19 protein-coding genes are annotated in these 19613 nt (G+C 70.4%); 3 read left to right on the top strand and 16 right to left on the bottom strand.

Annotated elements, in window-relative coordinates:
• Window positions 1-70: 70 nt before the first annotated feature.
• The 3 genes from OG611_RS06300 to OG611_RS06290 form a co-directional block, all read right to left on the bottom strand.
• Complete coding sequence (locus OG611_RS06300; RefSeq protein ID WP_018101695.1) at window positions 71-379, bottom strand: hypothetical protein; 309 nt, start codon at window positions 377-379, stop codon at window positions 71-73.
• A gap of 308 nt (window positions 380-687) precedes the next feature.
• Window positions 688-1314: a DUF402 domain-containing protein gene (locus OG611_RS06295; RefSeq protein WP_266416370.1), complete on the bottom strand. Its 627-nt coding sequence runs from the start codon at window positions 1312-1314 to the stop codon at window positions 688-690.
• Between the two features lie 160 nt (window positions 1315-1474).
• Window positions 1475-1606, bottom strand: a complete 132-nt coding sequence (locus tag OG611_RS06290) for a hypothetical protein (RefSeq protein WP_266416367.1) — start codon at window positions 1604-1606, stop codon at window positions 1475-1477.
• Between the two features lie 169 nt (window positions 1607-1775).
• Between OG611_RS06290 and OG611_RS06285 the strand changes: the two genes are divergently transcribed.
• Window positions 1776-5873, top strand: a complete 4098-nt coding sequence (locus tag OG611_RS06285) for a hypothetical protein (RefSeq protein ID WP_266416364.1) — start codon at window positions 1776-1778, stop codon at window positions 5871-5873.
• Window positions 5874-6431: 558 nt separating this feature from the next.
• Here the strand turns inward: OG611_RS06285 and OG611_RS06280 are convergent.
• From OG611_RS06280 to OG611_RS06260, 5 genes are all read right to left on the bottom strand, one after another.
• Window positions 6432-6572, bottom strand: coding sequence for a hypothetical protein (locus OG611_RS06280; protein ID WP_266416362.1), 141 nt, complete (start codon window positions 6570-6572; stop codon window positions 6432-6434).
• A 7-nt stretch (window positions 6573-6579) separates the two neighbouring features.
• A complete protein-coding gene (locus OG611_RS06275) occupies window positions 6580-7431 on the bottom strand; it encodes an immunity 49 family protein (protein WP_266416360.1) in 852 nt (283 codons plus the stop codon).
• Between the two features lie 286 nt (window positions 7432-7717).
• Entirely contained in the window at window positions 7718-7951 is a 234-nt protein-coding gene (locus OG611_RS06270; RefSeq protein WP_266416359.1) for a DUF397 domain-containing protein, read from the bottom strand.
• Window positions 7944-8135 carry a DUF397 domain-containing protein gene (locus OG611_RS06265; protein ID WP_266416357.1) on the bottom strand — a complete coding sequence of 64 codons (192 nt, stop codon included), beginning with the start codon at window positions 8133-8135 and terminating at the stop codon, window positions 7944-7946. Before OG611_RS06265 ends, OG611_RS06270 begins: the two co-directional genes overlap by 8 nt.
• 11 nt (window positions 8136-8146) lie before the next feature.
• The gene (locus tag OG611_RS06260) at window positions 8147-8998 is read right to left on the bottom strand and encodes a Scr1 family TA system antitoxin-like transcriptional regulator (protein ID WP_266416355.1); all 852 of its coding nucleotides are present in this window, start codon (window positions 8996-8998) and stop codon (window positions 8147-8149) included.
• A gap of 213 nt (window positions 8999-9211) precedes the next feature.
• Between OG611_RS06260 and OG611_RS06255 the strand changes: the two genes are divergently transcribed.
• Entirely contained in the window at window positions 9212-9646 is a 435-nt protein-coding gene (locus OG611_RS06255; protein WP_266416354.1) for an ATP-binding protein, read from the top strand.
• A gap of 334 nt (window positions 9647-9980) precedes the next feature.
• Here the strand turns inward: OG611_RS06255 and OG611_RS06250 are convergent, their stop codons facing one another.
• The 7 genes from OG611_RS06250 to OG611_RS06220 all read right to left on the bottom strand — a co-directional run bounded on the left by OG611_RS06250 (window position 9981) and on the right by OG611_RS06220 (window position 17515).
• Entirely contained in the window at window positions 9981-10451 is a 471-nt protein-coding gene (locus OG611_RS06250; RefSeq protein ID WP_266416353.1) for a hypothetical protein, read from the bottom strand.
• A 279-nt stretch (window positions 10452-10730) separates the two neighbouring features.
• Complete coding sequence (locus OG611_RS06245) at window positions 10731-11963, bottom strand: DUF4185 domain-containing protein (protein ID WP_266416351.1); 1233 nt, start codon at window positions 11961-11963, stop codon at window positions 10731-10733.
• Window positions 11964-12117: 154 nt separating this feature from the next.
• Entirely contained in the window at window positions 12118-13107 is a 990-nt protein-coding gene (locus tag OG611_RS06240) for an esterase family protein (RefSeq protein WP_323180106.1), read from the bottom strand.
• A 41-nt stretch (window positions 13108-13148) separates the two neighbouring features.
• Complete coding sequence (locus tag OG611_RS06235; RefSeq protein ID WP_266416350.1) at window positions 13149-14156, bottom strand: hypothetical protein; 1008 nt, start codon at window positions 14154-14156, stop codon at window positions 13149-13151.
• Window positions 14157-14169: 13 nt separating this feature from the next.
• Window positions 14170-15162, bottom strand: coding sequence for a hypothetical protein (locus tag OG611_RS06230; protein ID WP_323180257.1), 993 nt, complete (start codon window positions 15160-15162; stop codon window positions 14170-14172).
• A 162-nt stretch (window positions 15163-15324) separates the two neighbouring features.
• Complete coding sequence (locus OG611_RS06225) at window positions 15325-16710, bottom strand: serine/threonine-protein kinase (protein WP_266416345.1); 1386 nt, start codon at window positions 16708-16710, stop codon at window positions 15325-15327.
• On the bottom strand, window positions 16679-17515 hold the full coding sequence (locus OG611_RS06220; protein ID WP_266416343.1) for a serine/threonine protein kinase: 837 nt from the start codon (window positions 17513-17515) through the stop codon (window positions 16679-16681). The genes OG611_RS06225 and OG611_RS06220 overlap by 32 nt, the downstream gene beginning before the upstream one ends.
• 410 nt (window positions 17516-17925) lie before the next feature.
• Between OG611_RS06220 and OG611_RS06215 the strand changes: the two genes are divergently transcribed.
• Complete coding sequence (locus tag OG611_RS06215; RefSeq protein ID WP_266416341.1) at window positions 17926-18219, top strand: hypothetical protein; 294 nt, start codon at window positions 17926-17928, stop codon at window positions 18217-18219.
• Window positions 18220-18340: 121 nt separating this feature from the next.
• Here OG611_RS06215 and OG611_RS06210 read toward each other — a convergent pair whose 3' ends face one another.
• Window positions 18341-19099, bottom strand: a complete 759-nt coding sequence (locus OG611_RS06210) for a DUF4232 domain-containing protein (protein ID WP_266416340.1) — start codon at window positions 19097-19099, stop codon at window positions 18341-18343.
• Window positions 19100-19613 lie beyond the last annotated feature (514 nt).

The raw sequence follows: 19613 nt of genomic DNA, 5'->3' as shown, positions 1-19613 counted from the left end.
TGCCGGTGGGCACGACGGATGGATGGTGTGGGGGTGGGCGGGATTGCCCCTGGCGTGGAATGACAGCCGGTCAGACGGCCATTCCGTAGACGATGGTGAACAGGGTTCCAAGAGATCCGATGATGAACACACCGGTCAAGCCGGCGACGATCAGCCCCTTGCCCTGCTCCGCGCTGAACGTGTCGCGCAGTGCCGTCGCACCGATCCGCTGCTTCGCCGCACCCCAGACCGCGATGCCGAGGCAGAGCAGGATGGCGATGGCCATCACGACCTCGATCATTACGCGGGCCTCGTTGCCCAAGGTCCCGAACGGGCCCCAGTTCGGGGCGATTCCGCCGATGATGGTGGTGATGTCGCCCTTTTCAGCTGCCAGGATCATGTAAGTCACCGCCCCTGTTGGGTAGTTCATTGCCCCTGCCACACGGCACGGGTCGCTCTCTATCTTCGCTGATGAAACTGCTCTCGTACGACGGCTTGACAGCTCTCTTTACCCGGATCTCGCACATTTGGCCGGTCCGGCTGTCCTGACCTGCGGATCGAGATGGTGTGACCGAATATGTATGGTTACTCTGTGTATCACGGGGTGTGACCCCGGGCAATGATTGCCATCCCGCCACCCTGGCCGAGAATTTTGTGCATGCCCTGGTCAGCGCGCCGGGCCTGGTCGGAGCAGGCAGTGGCCAGAGCTCAGAGCAGTGGATGGCGGGGAACGGGCGGCCGGGGCGGCGTGGTCCAGGTGGGCGGCGGCCGGAAATCGCACCAGGTGCCGTCGAAGGGAAACGTTCCGGCCTCGGCGAGCCGGGCAACCGAGGCACCCTCGTCCCGGATCGCGGACGCCTCGTCGGCCGTCCAGTAGACGGGGTGGCCGGTTTTCTCGGCGAAGGACCTCTCGTCCTTCCACTTCCAGGTCCGGTCCGGTGCCACGTTGATGTCGAGTTCGTGATCGGTGATGTCGATGTCGTCACCGTGATGGATCCGGCGCTCCAGATTTACGTACCAGCCACGGAACTTCCGTCCACGCCCGAAGAGCCAGAGCACCGAGTGGGCGGCGCCGGTCGGCTGGTAGAAGAGCGCGTTGCCCATCGGCCAGCGGTCGGCGACCACCGGATAGCCGCCGGGCGGGCGGTCGTCCGGCGTGATGTCCCGCAGATGTGCCCCGCGCGGAAGCTTCGTACGCCACATCGGTGTGCCGCTCTCCATCCACACCAGTTGGCCGGCGTCGGTGCGCTCGACGAGGCGTACGGGCACCGACGCACTCAGGTGGCCGCCGATGAAGAAGTTCCAGCGGAGGATCCTGCCCGGCTCGTCGTTCATGCCGTTGATCATGCCCGCGCCGCGCCGACCGAACACGTTGTCCGATGACTTGACCCGGAGTCACCGGAACCGGAGCAGACGCCATCGGAGCCGCGGCAGCAGCAGCCGGAGCGGCAAGCAGCCGCAGCCGCAGCCAGCGCCGGGCGCTCGCGTGTGTGCCTCAGTCGGCGACGATGCCGCGGGCGGCGAGGACCTCGGCCTTGAACGGGACGCCCAGTCCGCAGTTGCGGGCGCCCACGATCCGCCGCAGGTTCGGCAGCAGGTCGAGGTCGTTGAGGGGGCTTCTGGCCAAGCTCCTATCAGGTCATGTTCCGCCCGGCCGGAGTCATGAGAACAGGTTCCGGCGGCCGGACAGAACAACGCGAAGACAGCCCAGCAGGGCGTCAGTCAGTGCCCGAGCCACGACCACCGGAACCCGAGTATCACTATCAATGTCAGTGCCGCCTGCCAGACTCGTACACATGACCAGCAGCACCGGAACTCCCGTTCCGCTCCCGGCCAATCACCGCGTCTCCGAGACGTACGTCGACTGGGCGCGCGCCCGGGTTCCCGGCGCCGAGGCCGGTGCCCATGACGTGCTGGCGCAGGCGGACCGTGGTCGGCACAGGGCCTGGGAGAAGCCCGGACGGTTCGTGGACGAGGCGGGGCACCTGGCCCGGGGTCTGCCGGCTGCCCATCTGCCGTGGTTCTGGGACACCATCGGGCACTGGATGCTGGAGACGCACCGCCGTTCCGCCGCCCGCGCGTACGCGAACGCGCGCGCTGCGGAGCGCACCCACGGGCTGCCGGTCGACCCCGACTGGCGGTGGGCGAACCTTCAGCTGTTCGCCCGGTTCGGCGCGCTTCCCGCCACCGAGCTCGGCGGCGCCCCGGCCTGGTTGGCCGAGGTGTTCGAACCGGGCGACGCGCACCGCGAGTTCGTGCGGCTGCTGGCCGTCTGGGCGGCGTCACCGGGCGAGCTCCCCGCCGATCTGGCCCGCCGGGTGCGGGATTCCGCGCGCGCGGCCGGTCTCGGGGCCGAGGAGGAGGCGCGGGTGCTGGGCGGGATGCTCGCGTCCGCCCGCGGAAAGGCCGTGCCGGACCGGCTGCTCGACGCGGCGCTCGGCCCGCTCGCCGCTCACCCGCCGGCCGACGACCGGGCCGCCGCCCTGCTCGACCTGTTCCCCGAATCGAAGAACGACGCGGCCGCCTGGCTGCGGCTGCTCCTCGGCTGCGGGGCCGCGGACGCCGCCGCGGCCGGCCGGATCACCCCGGAGGGCGGCCTCGGCGAGTGGCTGCGGCGGTACGCCACCCAGTACTCCCACCGCACCGTCGCCGGTGGCGGGGTGACCCGCCAGGCCATGCCCGCCGAGCTGTTCGACCTCGTGGCCCGGTTCGCGCCATTGCTGAAGGAGGACGGCACTCCGGTCCGGCTCCACGAGGACCGCTACCAGTGGCCGCATCTGGACGCCGACCTGCTCGACGTCTGCCTCGCCGAGGGGATTCCCGTCCACGACCCCGGCCCCACCATCTCCCTGGAGTTCTGGGACAAGGACGCGCAGCGCGACCTCAGGGCGCTCGCCGCCGACCCTGTGTTCGGCTCCCGGCTCGAAGGCACGGTGCACGCCGGGCTCCGGTCCGGGGGAGGCTCCGCCATCAGCCGGCTGCCGCACAATCCGGGCATCGCGGCCGAGGTGCACGGCCGGATCGAGAAGCTGCTCGACAGGCTGCGCGGCGGCGGGCTCGCCGCCGCCGACGAGGCCGTCGAGGAGCTGCACGGCCTCCTCGACCGGCCCACCGCCATCGCCCTGGACGGCATCGAGGAGGCTCTCGACACGCTGGATCTCACCGGCCCGCTGGCCCGTGCCCTGCGTTCCGGTCTGCCCGAGGAGCTGGGCTGGACCGCCCTGGAGGAGGCCCTCGCCGAATTCCGGCCGGACGAGACGGTGCACACCACCTGCACCTGGCCGGTGCTCACCGTGTACGGGGAGACCCGCGCGTTCGCCGTCGACCACGCGGGCCGGCGCGGCGAGCACACCCTGGAGCTGCCGGAAGGCGCCGGCCATTCCACGGTGCACTGGGTCGGCGGCCAGTTCCTCGTCGCCTGGACGGGCTCGGGCAACGAGAACGGGACCAGTACGGCGTACTGGTCCGACAGCCCCGCCGACACGTTCGAGCCGGCGCAGTCCTACGGGCTGCGCCCCTACGGCGGCAGCATCCAGGGCGGCCTCGGCTACCAGTTCCAGACCCCGGACGGCGGCGGCCGGTTCGACGGCGAGAACGTCCTGCGCCCCGGCGACACCACCGGCATCGGCCACCGCGACTACCAGATGTACGACGGCCGGGACTTCTGGAGCACCGAGGTGTTCAGCGAGGACCACGGCAGGGGATGGGCCCGCCTGGACCCCGCCACCGGTGCGCCCGCCGCCGACCGCACCCTGCCCGACTTTCACCGCCCCGACACGTTCCCGGACGGCATCAGGCCCTTCCCCGACCACCGCATCCTCGCCGAACTGCCGCCCGGCGCCCCGCCGTCCCCGCTCGGCCAGGACGGCCGCCTCACCGGCTGCCGGGTCAACTACCGCACCCCGTACGCAGGCCCCTCGCCCCGCGAGTTCGTGCTGGAGTCCACCGACGGCCGTACCGCGTCCTACCGCACCACCGTCTGGGGCCGCCGCCCGTGGGGCATCCTCGCCCTTCCGGCCGGTGGCGAGGACGCCGTCGTGGTCGGCAGCACCACCGTCCGCTGCCATGCCGCCGAGGACAACTCACTGCTCTGGCAGGTCCGGGGCTTCCCCGGCAGCCGCCACCGCGGACCCGTCCGGGCCACCCTCGGTGAGCAGGCTGGGCCCGTACCGCCGCCCGCCTTCTGGCACTTCCTCACCCCGCGCGACGAGCCCACCTCCCGCGCTCTGCGCGCGGTCACCGACGAGGCCGTCAGCGAGCTGCTGCGGTCCGGCGCCGAGGACGGACTGCCCGGGGTGACCGATCCCCGCATCCGGCAGGGTGTCGCCCACGCCGTCCGTCTCGCCGCCGATGTGCTGCGCCGCCGCCGGGAGCTGTCGCACCGGGTGGCGGTCATGCGCTCCGGACCGGTCGTCGAGCTGCCCGATCCGGTGCCCGACACCCGGCTCGTCCCGGCCCTGCACGGCCTGCTGGCCCGACTGCGGGCGTACGAGGAGCGGTCGCCGCAGCCACAGCCGGCCCTGCTCACCGCGGTCGCCGCCGACGGCCGGTATCTGCGTGGCGAGATCGACGACGAAGTGCGGGTGCTGGCCCTGCCCGCGCCTCCGCCCGAGTGGGCGGTGCTGACCGGCCGGACCGACGCCGTGGTCTGGCGGGCCACCGTCGCCGCCACCCCGGACGAGCACCGGCAGGCACTCACCGCGCTGCTCGACGTATGGAGCCGCCAGCCGTTCGCGGAGCGGGGCACCACCTGGCGCACCGGCCGCGCCCCCGAGTCCCGGACAGCCGAACTCCGCGCGTCCGGCACGCCGGTGGCCTCCGGCCCGGTCCGCAGCGACCTCGCCCCCTTCCTCCAGCGGGCCGCCGACCCGGCGCCCGCCGGTGCCGAGGAGTGCGAGACCCGCACCGTCGCGGGCGACGACACCACCCGGCTCCCCCGCCTGCTCGCCCTGCTCGCCGAACGCGGCCCGCTGCCCGTGCCCGAGGAAGCCGTGGACCTGTTCCGGTGGCGTACGGGGGTGCCGCGCGCGATCGCCGCCCTGGTCCTCGACGGATTCGCAGGCAGCGACGACTACGCGGCACACCTGAAGCTGTGCCGCGCCAAGCCGTACAAGGCCGACCGGACCACGGTGTACGCATACGACGAGATGAGGGGGCGTCTCGGCCTCGCCGGCCTGCACGCCGTACTCGCGTCCGCCGTCCCCGCCGACCCGGCGGACCTCTGGGCCCCTGGTGGCATGACCGCCGCCGCGGACCGGATGGCCGCCGAATGGTCCGAACGGCTCGCGGCCACCCCGTACACCGACGACGGCAGCCATGGAGCCGCGCTGGCCAAGGACCACGGCCTGCCCGGGACCTGGGCCACCGCCCTGCTCACCGGACGCCTGGAGGGAGCGCCGCTGGACGCCGACGGGATACGGGCCGCCGTCACCGCCCTCACCTGGGCGTTCACCGAGCGTCCGGTGGGCGACCCGGCCGCGGAGGGTGCCCGCCTGCTGCTCGACCAGCTCACGGACATACCCGCCGATCGGCTCGCCGCCCTGTGCGCCCTGGCGGACCGCTCGGCAACCACCCCGGTCCCACCGGGCCAGTACGAGGCCAACCCGCTCTTCAGCGTCCCGGCCCTGGTGGACGAGGCGGCGGCGTCCCTGGGAGTCAGCCGCGACGCGGCGGCCCTGCACCTCCAGCTGCACGCCTTCGACCGCCCGGCCGACCGCACCGTACGCCGCTGGAACACCTGGACCCTCGACCACCACCGCGCCGTCCGCAAGGAACTCACCGCCGCGAAGGCCCCGCGCCCCGCGCCGACAGCTCCGACCGCCGCCGTCCCACCGCCCGCGCACGAACGGTTCGCCCGCGCCTGGGCGGAGGCCGGCGCTTTTCCTCGGCGGTGAGGCCAGGCTCTAGCCGGCGGGTTCGGCGATCCTTAGGACGCCGTAGGTGCCGTCCGACTCGATATGGACTGCGCGTGTGCGCCGGGCGAGCCGGTCCCCGGCGGTCTGACGGGCAGGCAGAGCGCACACCCGGACGCCGTCCGTCAGTCGCCCGGATCCAGTTCCGCAGCGTCTCCGCGCCCACTCCCGGATCGGCGGCGACAGATCTCCGGGATCTGGTGTCCGCGGTGTCCGAACTCCGGCGTCAGGGCCCGCCCTCGGGCGCGATGTCTCCTGATCGGTGAACGCGGCGGCGAAGACCGCCGAGTGCACTTGCCATGGTCAGCAGCCCAGGGCTCCCAGGTCTCCAGCATCACCGCGTCCGGGGCCCCGATGCAGCGGATGCGCGCCACGTCGAGGGATGTGGCCAGAGCCCCGCTCCTGGCGCGATGTGAGGTCCCGATGGTCTGCAGCGAATCGGCCAGGGACTTCTCCATGACGAGGACGACTGTCCCCATCGCAGCCGTCGGACAGCTCTGGGTGGGACACGCCCATGACCACTGATCTACCCTGCCAGATTCAGATCTCGAAGTATTCGAGGACCGCTCCAGCGTACGTACCCTTGCCCTCGACTGCGTCCTGGGCTGACGCGACGATCGACGCCATGGACTCGGCCGCGTTGTCCGTACGGAACGCGAGGCGGGGAACGACGGTGGTCATGTGTGCCTTACGTGGGGAATTCGCCGCACCAGTTGCGTCCCAGGAGGGTGGCGGGCAGGTACTCGGACTCGACTTCGATGGGGATGCCCGCGTCGTGGGCGAAGCAGGCCATGGCAAGCGGTGCGAGCGCGACGAGGCCCGAGATCAGGCCGACCCGGGTTTCATCGGTCCAGTACTCCTTGTGCCACTGGAGGGCGGCGGCAAGAGCGCGGTTGAAGCCGGCGTGGTCGTTGCGGATGACCCGGTGAAACATCTCCATCGGCGAGTAGAGGAGCTTGCCCACCGTTTCCTGGTCGGCGTTGGTGTCCGAGTCCGCGCCGTCGACCGCGGCCACCAGCTTCGAGCCGAAGTCGTCGCCGCCGAGCCAGTAGGTCTGGAGGGCATCGATCCAGGCGTACTCGAACTCGTCGTAGTGCGCGCCGTTCTCCCGCAGCAGAGACAGGGGCACTCGGCACAGGGCCGTGATCCTGTCCCGTTCCCGGCACACCACGGCGAGGTAGAAGGCGGTGAGCCAGGTGCCCGGGGTCACGTACCGCTGCTGACCAGTGGCTTGGAGGGTGCGGTCCTTGTGCGCGATGCGGCACTGGACGTGGCCCTCGGTCGTGGTCGCCGCGGCGAACACGGCGGAGCCGATCTGCATCGCGTTCACCCAGGCGTCCCAGGTGGGGAAGATCGAACCTCGCGGGTCCAGCAGGCAGTGCCCATTAGCCAGCATGAGCGAGGTGTCGAAGGCCTCGCCCAGACCCGTGGAGTCCGCCTCCAGACCGTCGATCCATCCGTCGGCGCTCTCCTGGAGAACGGCGAGGCCCGCTTCCGCGTTTCCCGTGGGAAAGGGGTGGCGGGAAATGATCGAGACCAACGCGTTTCTCCTTAGAAGAGTTCGAAGTAATTGAGCGCGGCCCCAACATACTGACCGGTGTTCTGAGAGGCCTGGACGAGGACGTAGCGCAAGGTCTTGTACTCGATTCGGTAATTGGCCGACACCGGCTCACTCATGACTTGGTGATGCGTACTGATCGCAGCCTTGCCGGTGTCGGGAGAGGTGTTTGCAGCTATGGATGTATGCGGAGTCTTCCGCCGCCCGCGCGCGAACGGTTCGCCCGCGGGCGGCGGCCGGATCTCCGCTTCGGTCGTGAGGCCCGGCTCTAACCGGCGGGCTCGGCGAAGTGGTCGAACTCGCCTGCCATGACGCCCTTGGTGAAGGCCACCCATTTCGTCCGGGTGGTCGTGACGATGTTGGTGGGGTCGCCGGTCTCGCGGAGGTAGACGAAGTCGTCCGGACCGAAGGCGATCTCGATCCAGGGTCCGGGGCCCTCCGAGCCTTCGGGGGCGGCGCGGACCCAGGTCAGGTCGGCGGGGATGCCGGGGGTGTCAGTCACGGGTGCGGTCCTCCTTGATGGTGCGTACGAGGGCGGCCCAGGCGGTGGGGGTGGTGTGGAGTATCGCTCCGGTGGGGTCGCCGGATTCGGTGACGCCGACCGAGCCGGCTCCGGCTGCGGCCACGTGTATGCATGCCTCGCCCTGTGCACAGTAGGACGACTTCTGCCAGATGTACGCAGACATCTCGGCTCCTTTCACAGGCCTCGGGCGACCTTGTGGATGAGTTCTTGGGACCGATCGATGTCCAGAGCTGCGGCATCGAGTCGTTCGAGCAGCAGGCGGTACTGGGTCAACTGGGCCTCTGCGTCGATGAACACGGGGCCGTGTGACTGGTCGAGTTGCGCGGTATCGAGCGCGGGCACCGGTCCCCGCACGTAGTACACGGACTGTCCTGAGCCCGGGTAGTAGGTGGCCTCGAAAGGGATTACGCGAATGGTCGTGTAGGGCAGTTCACTCATCTTGAGCAGGTGCTGGAGCTGGTCCCGCGCAATGTCCGAACCGCCGAACTTCATGCGCAGGGCAGCCTCATGGATGACGGCCCGGTAGGGGATGGGGCTCGTCCGGTAGAGCACTTCCTGTCGTTTGATGCGGTACGAGACGCGGTGCTCGATCTCCGGCGGCGACAACTCGGGAACGGCTTGCCGGTAGATCTCCCGGGCGTGATCAACGGTCTGGAGGAGCCCGGGAATGTGGATGCTGTGCGCCGCATGCAGACCGGTGCCGTGGTGCTCGATCTCGGCCAGGTCGAGCAGCTTGGGCGGCAGAATTTCCCGGTACTCCTCCCACCAGCCGCGCTTGCGGTCACCCGTCATGGCGACGAGCGCATCGACCAGGGCTTGATCGGTGCACGAGTAGGTGTGGGCCGCGACCCGCACGCGGTCTGCGCTCACGCCGAAGCGTGCCACTTCTATGTTGCTGAGCTGCCCCGAGCTCGTGCCGAGAAGGTCGGCTGCTTGCGTCGTGGTCATCCCGGCGCGTTCCCGCAGCTTGCGCAGCTCGACACCGAGCCGGGTGCGGCGCGCGGTAGGGGCGGCCCTGCCTGCCATCTCGAACTCTCCCTGGAATACGGCTGAGACGGTCGGTCACTCACACGAGTGGTTCAGTTCAAGGATTCCGGTTAATTGGTGAAAACAATCCTTGCGCGAGTCTAGTCTCGGTCTCAGGCCACCCGCCCGGAAGTACCCCGCTCGACGGAGCGGCCTCGTCACCGGGCAACTCGAAGTGCATCCTTCAACTTCCCTCCGTGAACGGAGACTTCCATGGTCAGTGCCACGGTATCCCCGCCCTGGACATACACCCTCCAACTCCCGCAGGACCCCCGCGCCCCCGGCGTCGCCCGTGCCACCCTCCGCAACGTCCTGCGCGTGCACGGCATGCCCGAACTCACCGAGGTCGCGGAGCTGTTGGCGAGCGAGCTGGTCACCAACGCCTATCTGTACTCCTCGGGGCTGTACTCCCTGCGCCTGCGTGACGCGGGACGCAGCCGCATCCGGCTGAGCGTCTGGGACACCGATCCGCACATTCCCGCCCCGTTCCGATGGGGCGCCGAGACACCGGAGGAACTGGCCGAACGAGGGCGCGGGCTGTACCTCGTCACGCTCTACGCGGAGTCCTGGGGCGCGTACCCGATGCGCGGCGGACTGCCGGGGCAGGGCGGGAAGCTGCTCTGGGCCGAGTGCGCCGTGAAGGGTTGAAGGAAGGGAAGGGAAGGGAGGGGAGGGGGTGGGAGGAATCTGCGTGAAATGCTCCTGGGCCGCCGGGGGTGCGACCGGGGAGCGTACGGCGTCGCCCTCGCGGTTCCTGACGAGAACGCCTGGTGCCAGGCGTACGACCTGCCGTCCCCGGAGAGGGCCCATGACTCGGGGCGCCACCGTGGTGATCGGTGACGCCCCGACGTGCCTGCCGGACGGGCGTGGCCGTTGCGCCGGCGCCGCCCGGTCCCGATGATGCCGACGATCCGGCACACCACTTCGAGGGCTCAGGCCCAACACCCGGGCTCTGCCCCGCGGGTCGGCCATCCGGCCCGGGTCAGCACGGGCGCAGTGAATACACCGGAGCCCAGTCCGCCGTACCGGAGCTGTATGCCGTCGTGTTCCACAGCTCGTTGTCCGACTGCCCGTAGAACCGGGCGACCGTCCCCGCGGTCTGGTTGTTGATCCACGGGCCGGTGCCGTACCAGTTGGAGACGGACCACTTGCCGCAGGTGTAGTAGTTGAACACCGTGCCCCGCACGTCCATGCACCGGTACCCGTAGCGGCAGCTCAGCTTGAGGCCGGGCGTGGCCTTGCTTGCGGTGAACCCGTTGAAGTCCAGGGTCGTCGCGTTGATCTGACGGCCCTTGGCCGCGACGTCGGCGCCCATCACCGAGGCAACCGTGCTGCGTACTTCGGCCAGCCCGTTGTCCTGCGCCGCGGCTGACGAGCCCGTCATCCCCAGCACTGTGCCCGCCATCAGTACGCTCGCGGCCATGGCCGTGCCCATGCGTTTCATCGCATTCATCTGGTCGGTGCCCTCCCCCGTGTCCTGCCCGCCCGTGCGGGCGATGACTTGACTGCGAACAGCGGACCAGCTGTTCGGTCCGACGGCCAGACGGCGTATGGGAGCAGCGATGCACATACGCCAAAATGGCCAACTGCCGTGCGAACAAGCTGAGTTGGTGTTCATTGGTTCGATGTCGGGCCGTTCGGGGCCGGGTGGCTCGCGCCGTGTCCGTGCGCTGGCCTGCTGGGAGGGGGTGGATCGAAAGCCGATTCCGTGCCTCTGTGCGGTGCGGGTGCGTCAGGGCTGGATGCCGTCGTACTGGAGGACGCGGTAGGGCGTCTTTCCGTGGTTCACCGACTGCCACTGCGAGGCGATCAGGGTCAGGGACGTGGCGCTCGCGCTGCCGGGGTGGATGTATCCGCCGTAGAGGAACGGGAGTTGGGGCTTGCCCCAGTGGTGCGGCGGGAGGCCGTCGCCGACGATCTGGGGCTTGGGGGCGGTCCATACGGCGTCCGGGCGGGATGCGGTGCGGGTACAGATCGAGTAGTCGTCCACGTCGAAGTAGCTCATGCAGTACGTGTTGCCGATCCGCTTGACGGAGAACTCCCCGATCTTGTTCCCGGACAGCATGATCGACGGTGCCGCCGCCGTCGTCCACTGCCAGCGGCCGTCCAGATAGGCCCAGTTCTCCTGGGCTCCGAAGTTGCCCGCACGGAACTCGTCCGGCCGGATGCGGAACAGCTGGATCGCGCCGCCGTCGGCGGTGTTCGAGTGTGTGCCGTTCCAGCGCTTGGAGAAGATGTACAGCCAGCCGTCGGGGTCGATGCCCGCGAACGACCACATCCCGTACATGGACTGGTTCGTCCCCTGGGTGTCGCCGGGCCAGTGGTACGGGTAGTCCTGCCAGGTCACGCCATAGTCGTCGGAGTACGCGACGCCCGACATCAGCGAGCCGTCGTACCCGGCCGGGATGTTCTCCCACAGGGCCACCGAGGTGTACTGGATGTAGGTGCGTCCGCCGAACTCGATGCAGTCGTTGGGGATGCGGGAGATCTCGAAGCCGTGCCCGTTGTCCGCCCGGTGCGCGTAGTCGAAGCACTGGTCGGCGGCACCGCCGGTGGGCATCGCCCAGGAGAACGAGATCGGGGTCGCGCCGGAGGCGTCGAAGTTCGCCTGGTTCAGGATCACCGGAGACCCCAGGTAGGGATCGGCCTGGGCGATCCCGCCGAACGCGTCGCCGAACACATAGCCCCAGGTGTTGTCGTGCTCCCGGTAGTACGGGATCGCCAGGTCGCCGGAGCCGAGACCCTGGGCGCTCGCCGAGTCGCCGGGCTGCTCGCACAGCGGCGTGCCGGTCTGGAGCAGTCGCGGAGCCGGTCGTCCGGCGGCGGTCGGGGCGGATCGGTCGCGAGCGGCTGCCACACCGGGGGCAGCGCCCAGCAGGCCGGCGCCCAGGGCGAAGCCCATGCCTGCCTTGAGCGCCGCCCGGCGGGAGGTGTCTCGGCGCTCCGGCTGCGAGGGGGTGGACATGGTCGTTCCTCCGTGTGACTGAGGGGGTGCGGGGTGGGGCCCGGTACGAACCGGCGGGGGAGGAGAGAGCACGACGTCGGGACCGGGTGTTCCGACCGGTCCCGACATCGTGGGTCCGCCTCGTTCAAGGCGACGGGTCGTTCACGGCGCCGTGTCAGGCCTTACGGAGTCGGGCGATGACACCGTCGAGGTCGCGCTGGAACAGATCCGGGCGGACGAAGTGCCCGCCGGGCACCTCGTGCCACTCGTGCGGGATACCCGCCGCGCCGAGCCGGTCCCGGAACTCCCGCTGTCCGGCGAGCACCTGGGTCTCGTTGACCGTGTCGAACCAGTTGACCGGGTCGGGACTCGTACCGGCGACCAGGAACACCCGCTTGTTGCGGTAGCTCTCGATGCGTTCGACCGGGTTGTCGGCGGTGACCCTCGCCTCGTCCCACAGCGGCGCCCCGTAGATCGTGCCGCCGCCCAGGTCCAGGGCCGCGGAGGACGTGTTGGCCCAGTGGGCGACCAGGCCGAAGTCGCGGCGCAGGCTGGCCGGGCCGGAGTGGGCGCTCACCGAGGCGAAGTGGCCGTAGTACTTCGCCGCGTACTTCAGCGCGCCGAAGCCACCCATCGAGAAACCGGCGACCGCGCGGCCGTCGTACTCGGCGTACGTCCGGAAGTTCGCGTCGATCCACGGGAGCAGCTGGGCGATGTGGAAGGTCTCCCAGTTCCGGGGGCCGGTGTTGGAGCTGACCGGGTTGGAGTACCAGCCCGCGTGGCCGCCGTCGGGCATCACGACGATGACCGGCTTGCCCGCGGTCCAGTCGCGGATGCCCAGGCGGTCGAAGGTGATGAAGTCCTGGTCCGTTCCGCCGCCGTGGAACACGTAGAGGACCGGGTAGGTGCGGCCGCTGGTGGCGTAGTCGTCCGGGAGCAGGACGTTGACGCCGGGGTTCCAGCCGATCGCGTCGGTCTGGAACCGGTAGTACTTCATCCGGGGATCGTTCTCGTTGCGGTCCACGATGTGCAGCCCGAAGCCGTCACCGGCCGCGCTCGCCGCCGTGGCTGTGGCAAGGACGCCACCGGCGCCGAGCGCCAGTGCGGCGGAGAGGCCGCCCGCGGTCTTCAGGACGTTCCTGCGGGTGGGACGGTACTCGCTCAACACGACCTCCTGGTCGGAAGTGGCAGTGGGGGATGGGATGGCTAGTTGTCGGTGATCCAGGTGCCGCGGTCGGCGTTCCAGTGGATGGTGGCCTTCTGGAACTTCTGTGCCTTGCCGCCTGCTTCGTCTGTTTCGTCGGTGAGGGGGTAGCCGAGGGCGCTTTCGTGTCCGGCGGCGTGGAAGGCGTCGTAGATGGCGCCGTGGACGGTGTGTGCGCCGGTCTGGGGGGACCAGAGGAAGAGGCCGTGTTCGAAGAACTGGTAGCGGCCGCGGGTTCCGTCGGGTGCTTGTGCGGCGTCGGCTTCGTCCGTGGTGGGGAAGCCCCAGCGGCGTTCGGCGTCCGTGTCCCAGAACTTGGTGAGGATGTCCCCGTAGATCGCGTGGGCCTCATCGGGGTGCCAGAGGATGATCCCGTTCTGGAACTGTTGGAACCGTCCGCCGAGCGAGGAGTCGCGTTCACCCGTGATCGGCCGGCCCAGCGGGCCGCCGGGGCCGCCCGTGCTGTCGTACTTCGCCGCGATGGTGCCGTACGGAATCAGGTCGTCCAGGTTGTTGTAGCGGCGGGGTGTGAAGCCCCTGAGCCCGTCGCCCCACACCCGCTCCTCGGCGACGTGCCCGAAGTCGTACTCCTCGCGCACCACCGGCTGTGTGTGGGCCGGGTCCGCCCAGCGGAGGAACAGGGCCACGTGGTCCGTGCCGCCCGAGTCGCGCAGCAGGGCGTCGCCGGGCTGGAGGTCGTTCGCGGGGATGTCGAAGGTGACGTCCCACAGGGCCCAGGTGGTCAGGGACGTGCCGAGGTTCCAGGCCATCGACACATAGCCCGAGCAGTCCGGCCGGTAGCAGCCGAACTGGTTCTCGTGACAGCCGCTCTGGCTGTACGGCACCTGCTCGGCGATCCACGACCATGCGCGGTCCGTCGCCTCGCCGCGCCCGATCGGGCCGCCCGGTTCGGACGCGCTCGCGGCGGGTGCGGTGGTGAACGTGACCGCGAGGGCCGCCAGGATCAGTGTCACCGCCCCGATCACACGCCGAACGATCAGCGATCTCATAGCCGTCTCCCGGTCAGTTGTCGGTGATCCAGGTGCCGCGGTCGGCGTTCCAGTGGATGGTGGCCTTCTGGAACTTCTGTGCCTTGCCGCCTGCTTCGTCTGTTTCGTCGGTGAGGGGGTAGCCGAGGGCGCTTTCGTGTCCGGCGGCGTGGAAGGCGTCGTAGATGGCGCCGTGGACGGTGTGTGCGCCGGTCTGGGGGGACCAGAGGAAGAGGCCGTGTTCGAAGAACTGGTAGCGGCCGCGGGTTCCGTCGGGTGCTTGTGCGGCGTCGGCTTCGTCCGTGGTGGGGAAGCCCCAGCGGCGTTCGGCGTCCGTGTCCCAGAACTTCGTCAGGATGTCCCCGTAGACCGCGTAGGCCACGTCCGGATGCCAGAGGACGATCCCGTTCTGGAAGAGCTGGAAACGTCCGCCGAGCGAGGAGTCCTCCTCGGCGCGGACCGGTGGGCCGAGCGGGCCGCCGGGGCCTCCCAGGCCGGCGTACTTCGCCCCGATCGTGCCGTACGGCTGGAACGCCTCGGCCATCAGCTCCCGGGCGTAGCCCTCCGCCTGGGGGTAGCGCTCCGGGTATCCGGAACGCTGGACGGCCTGGGCCAGCTCGCCCGCGGTGTCCCAGTCGGGCTCCATCTGCTGGGCCACCTCGAAGAACTTGTTCGCCGCGAAGTCGACATCGAGGCACTGGGCGGGTTCGCACCAACCCATCGAGGGCCGCTGCTGGAACACACCGAGCGAATCCCGGTCCCCGCACGCCAGATTGTTCATGCGGGACTCGACCCAGCCCGTCTCGAAGCCGGCGAGCATCACCTTGTCGGACACGCCGCGGCGCTGCCCGACCTCGTACACCTTGCGGGTCACGGCGATGTCCCGGTCCGCCGGAATGTCGCAGTACAGCGCGGCCGGGCCGGTGTTCCCGAGGGGGCCCGGCACGTCGCGGGTGCCCTGGGCGAAGGCCGGGTTGCCGAGGCCGGTCACGGCCACCACGACCAGCAGGACCGCTGATCTCCACATCGCGCGTCGTTCGGTCGAGCCACGCACCTGACTGCTCCTTCGAGTCGGAATAGCCTTGCGGGGAAAGAGAGTTGATGGGCGATCGGTAACGTAGTCGTCGGGCTGCCGGGCAGGACATCCGGAACGATCCGGAGTGACAGCCCGCGGCGCGAACGCTGACACTCATCGAACAGGCTTGGGCCGCGGGCAGTCGGGAACCCGGGGGTGGTCCGTCGTGCGTACGGCGGGCAGCCAGGCCGAGGAACGGGTGGCGCCGGCCGGCAGACGGATCCGGTACCACTCGGTGGAGCTCGCGTCCGACTCGTCGATGATCGGTATCCCCTGGGGGAGGCGGCATTCGACGGCGAGGACGTCGCCGTGCCACACCCGTGTCGGTACGACGTTGTCGATGGTGTACGGCTGAAGGGGGTCGATCGCCAGGCCGAGACTGCACTGCGGGTTCCGGTCCGTACGGTCCCTGCAGTCGTCGTCGGCGTTGAACACCCGTAGCCGACCGAGTGGTTCACCTTTCGCACCCGACGCGGCGCCGCCGACGGCGTGCGACCAGACCGTCGCGGCCACCGCGCACACCGCGACGGTCACCAGGATGGCGCGGGTCCCCCGTCGGCGGCGTACCGGGCTCGGCGAAGGCGACCAAGCGGTGATGCGCGCCAGGAGGCTCCCGGCGCTGTGCGCGGCGCGGTCGGCGTGGGTGGGGGCCAGGCAGTCGATGGCCAGGGCGCGCCAGAACGGCGGCACCGCACTGTCGATCCGCAGCGGCGCGCGCCCGTCGGCGTACTCCTGTACCGCCGCGCCGCGCGCCACCGGTGTCGCGCCGGGGAACGGCGAGGCGCCGGACGCGAACACCTCGTGGACCATGATGCCCAGGGCCCAGATGTCGGCGCTGGGCCGCACCTCCACGCCGTGCTCGCCGAGCGGGGCCTGCCAGCGCTCGGGCGGGAGGTAGTCCAGGGTGCCCATCGGCGGCGCGTACCCGTGGGTGCCGTCGGTGCCGGTCAGTTCGGTGGCGAGCCCGAAGTCCGAGAGCTTGAGCGCACCGTCGGCCATCAGCAGGATGTTCTCCGGCTTGAGGTCGCCGTGCACCCAGCCGCTGCCGTGCAGATGGGCCAGGCCCTCACAGATCCCGGCGAACAGCCCGGCGACATCCGCCTCCGCGACCCCGGCGTCGAACAGGTCCCGCAGGCTGCGCTCGGCGCGCTCCATCACCAGCACGATCGCTCCGTCCAGGAACGCCCGGTCCGGATCGCTGATCACGACGGAGTCCAGCAGGTGGATCAGGCGCGGATGGCCGGCCCGGCGGTCCAGTTCGACCTCTCGCCGGGCGGTCTCCGCGACCTTGCGGGCCTGGCGCGGTGCGAGCCCCGCGGTCGGCAGGAACTTGAGCGCGACCTCGGCCGGCTCCTGCGCCGGATCGACCGAGCGGCCCGCGTACACCGTTGCCCAGCCGCCGGACGCGATCGGCTCGGTGACCTCCCAGCCGCCGACCCGGTAGCCGCGCGGAAGCAGCTCCGTACGGTCAATTCCCGATGTGTCGCCCCGGCCACGCACCGTCTCCCCCTCCGGTACCCCGCCCGCACCGGGGCGGAAGCAGCGCCAGATGTTCCTCCCGTACGAGTCCGAACCGCAGCGCGATCCCGACGAGGGCCTCCCGCTTGCCATTGCGGCGCGCTCCTCCGGCTCCGGCTCCGGAGGGGCGTTCGGGGGGAGCGCTGATCCGCATCTTCTCCTCGGCGAGGTAGTCGATGTGCGAGCTGACCGCGCGGGCCTTCAACTGGCCGCACGCGGCGTGGCTCCTGAGCCGTTCGACGATCTGCGGGGTGGTGGGCACCGCGACCGGCGACTCGTCGCGCAGCCGAGGCTCGCAGAGCGCGACCAGGACCAGGAAGTAGAGGGCCGTCTCGTCCAGCGAGTACGCCATGACGGTGCGGCTGCCCCACTCGCCCGCCATGCCGTCGGGGTCCAGATAGACGTGGTCGGGCGCGAACACCTGGAAGGCGACGGTGGTGCCCCGGCGGGTGGGCAGCACGACCCGGGAGAACTCGAAGGGGATGGGGGCGCCGGCCCGCCGGGGCGGAACCCGCAGATACTCTCCGGCTCCCTCCGGGTTCTCCACCAGGTAGCTCTGGGTCCCGCTGTGGTTGCTGAGCTGCCAGTGGTCGTCGGTCACCCGGATCTCGCCGGCCAGCCGGGAGATGGCCGCGTCGTCGAGGCGCAGTTCGACCGGGGTCGTCGCCGAGCCCCGTCCGAAACGCGCCACTTCCCCCGGGCCGAGCCGTAACGTCACCGGGTCACCGAACGGCACCCCTCCGACGCCACCGCCCACCCGTGGCAGATGGACAACTACGCCGCTCACTGCCCTCACCTCGCCCCCCGTGGCAACGACTCCGACACCCGTCGAACGTTACCCATCCCACGTAGCGGTCCCCGTCCGGATTCTGGTCGTTTTCGGACCGTCCTCAGGTCATCCACCGCGGCGCGGGGCCGCCTCGGGAACGGATGTCGTCGGGATTCGCGCCAGGCGCCCAGCTTCAGGTTCTCGTGCGGCGAGGTGAGCCCGGGACGGGCGCGGACCGCGCGGAACCCGGTGTTCGGCAGGGAGTATTCGACCCGGAGCGCGGCTTTGCCCGCTTTGGCGAACTGGCTCGATTTAGCGCCTGCGCCGAAGGCCGACGGTGCCGCCCGGCCGTGGTGCCCAGCTGTGTCGCCCGGCCGTGGCGCCCAGCTGTGTCGCCTGGCTGCGCCGCCCGGTTGTGCCACCTGGCCGTGCCGCGATCTGTCGCGGTGGCCCAGGTCAGGACCGCGTGCAGGAACGCCGTCGCGGGCATGCGCCTGCACTCCGCCGCGCACCGGTGCGACGGCCTCGCGGGGCGGCGGCCAGTGGCGGCCGGGGTGCGCCTCGGCCAGGCAGCCGGGCAGTCCGGCCCCGTACAGGTCGCGATGGGCCCTCGGACAGACGGCAAGCAGCAGGGGGTTCACGCCGGGGCCGCCCCGAAGTTCCCGCGGCACGCGATGACGACGGCCGCCGCCTGCTGCATGCGCAGCGCCTCGCGGCCGTGAACGTCGTAAGGCCCGGATCACATGTGATCCGGGCCCTCGGTGTCGGGTGCGGGGCGTACGGCGAAGAGGGAGGGGAGATGGTGCGTCCCACCGCGTTCGTCGTACGGTCCGGCTCAGCGGGTCAGGACTTGCCCGCCGACTGCATGGAGCGCACCGCGTCGGCGACCGTGCTCCGGTACAGGCCCAGCTTCGGGTCGAGCACCTTGACGTCCGGGCCGAGCGGGAAGTTCTGCGTGTCGGCGTTGGGCATGTGGTCGCCGTCGGCGAGCACGTTCATCTCGTCGATCCAGGTCACGCCGTTCGCACCGCTCGGGTTGAGGTCGATCACCGCGATGGCGGCCGTCTTGGGCTTGACCGGGTACGCGGGAGCGCCGCCCAGGCCACCGGGAACCGCCGGAATGATGTCCTTGCTGTGGTCCGAGGCCTTCGCGGCGCCCAGGCTGACCCGCGGGAAGTAGCTCAGACCGCAGGAGTTCGCGCCGGTGTTGTTGATCTCGATCACGTGCTGGGTGGCCGAACCCTCGCGGGGGTACACGCGCACCGACAGGTCCCCGGCCTTGCACGGGTGCTTGTAGGCGTAGCTGTCGCTGGTGTTGCCGCTCGCCGCGGAGCCGCCCTTGGACGTGCCCGCGTTCGAGGTGCCCGTCTTCGTGGCTCCGGTGTTCTGCGCGGTACCACCGGTCTTCGAGCCGTCCGCGGTCTTCGCGGCGTCGCCGGACTTGGAGGCGTCCTTCGAAGAGGCGACCGTGGCGGCGTCGCTCGCGTCGCCGGCGGACTTCGTGCCGGTGTCGTCGCCGCTGCAGGCGGTGAGGGCCAGAGCGAGCACCGCGGTGACGGCGCCGAGAGCAGCGGTGTGCTTGCGGGTGCGGATCGTACGCATGGAATTCTCCCAGGATGAGCGTGAGACAAGGCCCGGATCCTGCGGCGAACCGCTCTCTCTGACCTCTTGACAACCAAAGCATCCTGTGGATCGCTCACGTTCCGCTGACGCCTCACTGACGTCCTGCTGACGTTCCCGGAATCGGCCTAAGACCCGACCCATCCCTCGGACTCGGGTTCGGGTTCGGGTTCGGGCTCGGATCCTCGTTCGGGCTCGGGCTCGGGCTCGGGTTCGGGCCGTGCGCTGCGTGACCGGCCGGAGCTGCTGACCCGCTGGGGCGCGAAACCGGGCTGGGTCGGCACCGATTTCAGGGACACGGCACCCCTCCCGAGGACCGGGCTGCCGCGGTGCCGCACCGTCTCGCCACGGCGGACCCGAGGACGTACGGCGGGGGCGGCGGACGCGGGTAGGGCCCGATACTCGTCCACCGTTCGGGTGATCCGCGCTCGGGGGCACCGCGTTGGGACGCCCGGGAACCAGGGCCCGCTCCGCCCACCGGCGTCCGGACCTGTGG

Origin of the sequence: Streptomyces sp. NBC_01363 (genome assembly GCF_026340595.1) — a bacterium.
Classification (GTDB): Bacteria; Actinomycetota; Actinomycetes; order Streptomycetales; family Streptomycetaceae; genus Streptomyces.
Note: the sequence above shows the minus strand (reverse complement) of the source record. Positions and strands in the feature narration are given on the sequence as shown.